General features: G+C 57.2%; 1 CRISPR repeat array.

From position 1 onward, the window contains the following. Nucleotides 1–4,011: direct repeats of the CRISPR family, unit length 36 nt; unit sequence GCTTCAATGAGGCCGGAGCACTTTGCTCCGGATAAC. The last annotated feature ends 56 nt before the right edge of the window (nt 4,012–4,067 follow it).

Raw genomic sequence — 4,067 nt, forward strand, 5'->3', positions numbered from 1 at the left:
GCTTCAATGAGGCCGGAGCACTTTGCTCCGGATAACGGAGCGGACTATCCGGCTGTTGACGATTGCGCTAAGCAGCTTCAATGAGGCCGGAGCACTTTGCTCCGGATAACGCAGGGGTATGAAGCATGGGTAGAAGCGGGCCAGGCTGGCTTCAATGAGGCCGGAGCACTTTGCTCCGGATAACCTGTACGCGCTTCACCCGGCCGGCGGCGGTGCGCGGGCTTCAATGAGGCCGGAGCACTTTGCTCCGGATAACTGCTACCCCATCGCGGACAAGCTGGACATCCCGCGGGAGCTTCAATGAGGCCGGAGCACTTTGCTCCGGATAACACCGGCTGATCGCCGACATGCTGGAGGCGAACGCATGCTTCAATGAGGCCGGAGCATTTTGCTCCGGATAACGTCGGATTTACAGCGATCGGCGTATACCCGCACTGGGAGCTTCAATGAGGCCGGAGCACTTTGCTCCGGATAACGCCGCGACTCTGAAGGGCAGCGCCTGGTGGTCTCCCGGAAGCTTCAATGAGGCCGGAGCACTTTGCTCCGGATAACCCCCAGCGAGCGCGGGCAGGAACTCGAGCGCCGCGGCTTCAATGAGGCCGGAGCACTTTGCTCCGGATAACACCAATACATCGAATTCACCCGCCACCTCGGGGGCTCGCTTCAATGAGGCCGGAGCACTTTGCTCCGGATAACCTCCTGAGTATTTCAAAACGGGAGATCGAGCGGTTACGCTTCAATGAGGCCGGAGCACTTTGCTCCGGATAACCACAAATCAGTGGACTTACTTCGACTTTGGCAGTAAGGCTTCAATGAGGCCGGAGCACTTTGCTCCGGATAACTGCACCAGCCCCCGACAGCAGTCCAGACGCCTGGCTGCTTCAATGAGGCCGGAGCACTTTGCTCCGGATAACGATGTTGCCGATGAACACCCGGCGGTCCGGGTCGGTCTGGCTTCAATGAGGCCGGAGCACTTTGCTCCGGATAACCGGGGCTGCGGGTGCGGAGAGGCGCGAAATCGCGTTAGGGCTTCAATGAGGCCGGAGCACTTTGCTCCGGATAACCCAGGGCGAATACCGGATTTCGTCAACGGTGCGTGCGGCTTCAATGAGGCCGGAGCACTTTGCTCCGGATAACCAGCGCACTGATCTGGGCGTTGTTGGGCGGTGGGACGCCGCTTCAATGAGGCCGGAGCACTTTGCTCCGGATAACGCCACCACCGATCCAAACTTCGCGCGAGTGGATCAAATGCTTCAATGAGGCCGGAGCACTTTGCTCCGGATAACCACAGACGAAACCCTGCACCCGCAAACTGACAGCGCGTCCGCTTCAATGAGGCCGGAGCACTTTGCTCCGGATAACCTCGACGCTGACCCCGGCTACGCCGGTCTCATCGCCAGCTTCAATGAGGCCGGAGCACTTTGCTCCGGATAACGCCTCACCGGTCTCTTTTGCATCCTTCGCGCTGGAGCTTCAATGAGGCCGGAGCACTTTGCTCCGGATAACCCGTGAGGTGCATTGTGAGGTGCATCAAACACGACTCGCTTCAATGAGGCCGGAGCACTTTGCTCCGGATAACCCCAAGGGCGACGGAAACAATCAAGTATTTCTTTCGGCTTCAATGAGGCCGGAGCACTTTGCTCCGGATAACGGCGACGGCAGGCGCTTGCCATTGTCCCGAACCGCAGCGCTTCAATGAGGCCGGAGCACTTTGCTCCGGATAACGTCTTTGTCGGTCAGGCCCGCATCAAACGTTTCCCCGTGCTTCAATGAGGCCGGAGCACTTTGCTCCGGATAACGTTCTGCCGAAGCCGTACCGTTCCAAGCGCGACGCCGCTTCAATGAGGCCGGAGCACTTTGCTCCGGATAACTTCGGGTTCATGCCGCACCTCCAGAAATGCTGCGGGCGCTTCAATGAGGCCGGAGCACTTTGCTCCGGATAACGGCGCGTGACATGCGGGGTGCGGCTGTCAGTTGATCTTGGCTTCAATGAGGCCGGAGCACTTTGCTCCGGATAACCATCTAGTCAAAAAAATACCCGAATTAGTCTGTGGGGCTTCAATGAGGCCGGAGCACTTTGCTCCGGATAACATTGGTGCGGGCGGCGGGACTCGAACCCGCAAGCTCGGCTTCAATGAGGCCGGAGCACTTTGCGCCGGATAACATGGAGTTTCAATAGAGCAAACACAGGCCCAAGAAATTGCTTCAATGAGGCCGGAGCACTTTGCTCCGGATAACATCAAATCTTCCATCGAACCACGCCCGGTACACAATGGCTTCAATGAGGCCGGAGCACTTTGCTCCGGATAACTCGGGTGGTGATTGCCATTGACCCGGCTGTAACGACAGGGCTTCAATGAGGCCGGAGCACTTTGCTCCGGATAACCTAGCGGGACTACATAGAGATTTGGCAATTAAAGATACGCTTCAATGAGGCCGGAGCACTTTGCTCCGGATAACGCAAAACATACCCAAAATTGCCAAAATGAGGGTGAGTTGCTTCAATGAGGCCGGAGCACTTTGCTCCGGATAACGTGCAGTACGGACCCCACTCGACGGATACAACCTCCCCGGCTTCAATGAGGCCGGAGCACTTTGCTCCGGATAACGCGTGCTAGTAAGCGTCGTGGTAATCATCCCCACGCGCCCGCTTCAATGAGGCCGGAGCACTTTGCTCCGGATAACGACCCCGAGTGGGAGCAGGCGGCCGCTGAATACCGCGCTTCAATGAGGCCGGAGCACTTTGCTCCGGATAACCGGGGGGATGTTCGCGGTCGAAATGTTCGGCTACCGCGAGCTTCAATGAGGCCGGAGCACTTTGCTCCGGATAACCTACCTTCGTCCACTACATCAAGAGGACTTCCAGGATAGGCTTCAATGAGGCCGGAGCACTTTGCTCCGGATAACCCTCTTGTAAAATTTCTTGTGAAAAGTCCGAGGCTGAGCTTCAATGAGGCCGGAGCACTTTGCTCCGGATAACCCGTTCAGGCATATCAGGACGGCGCGGGCGGTGTGCGGCGTGCTTCAATGAGGCCGGAGCACTTTGCTCCGGATAACCTCTGTTCTTGAACTAGAGTATAGTGATATTGAAATTGCTTCAATGAGGCCGGAGCACTTTGCTCCGGATAACCTTCGGCCCGCAGCGGGCGGTGGTATCCGTTCATAAGGCTTCAATGAGGCCGGAGCACTTTGCTCCGGATAACCACGGCCACCCGGACGGCTGGGAGCCGGAGGAGCCGCCGGCTTCAATGAGGCCGGAGCACTTTGCTCCGGATAACCGCGCAGATCATCAGCGCCTCGCGCTGCGCGTCCTCGCTTCAATGAGGCCGGAGCACTTTGCTCCGGATAACCGTGGTGTTTCATCGGGCTCCCTTTCGGAACAAGCGGCGCTTCAATGAGGCCGGAGCACTTTGCTCCGGATAACCATCAATATCCGAATCAATCCAGCGCGGCACCTCGAGCTTCAATGAGGCCGGAGCACTTTGCTCCGGATAACCCTAGGCGTCCGTGTTCGCTATTACCGTCTGACCCTTAGCTTCAATGAGGCCGGAGCACTTTGCTCCGGATAACCCCGAAAAGCTGCTAGCCGAGGTGGGAGCATGCTAGAGGCTTCAATGAGGCCGGAGCACTTTGCTCCGGATAACCGCTTCCTCAGCCTTCTTGGAGGCCTGCCCCGTGGCGCTTCAATGAGGCCGGAGCACTTTGCTCCGGATAACCGGGTGATTGTTGGAGACCCCTCTAATCCAGACATTTTGCTTCAATGAGGCCGGAGCACTTTGCTCCGGATAACCTTGCAGGGATTCTTGATGAAGATGATTTCAATGCGGTGCTTCAATGAGGCCGGAGCACTTTGCTCCGGATAACCGATTCGCAATAGTGTCGGATTAACCGAGCCATTCAGCTTCAATGAGGCCGGAGCACTTTGCTCCGGATAACCTCGGCGGTATCTACTGTGATAATCGGATTATTGGCTTCGCTTCAATGAGGCCGGAGCACTTTGCTCCGGATAACCAACAGGAGGGAGTGATGAGTAAAAAGAATCAGATGAAGGCTTCAATGAGGCCGGA

Source organism: Thioalkalivibrio halophilus (assembly GCF_001995255.1).
Classification (GTDB): domain Bacteria; phylum Pseudomonadota; class Gammaproteobacteria; order Ectothiorhodospirales; family Ectothiorhodospiraceae; genus Thioalkalivibrio; species Thioalkalivibrio halophilus.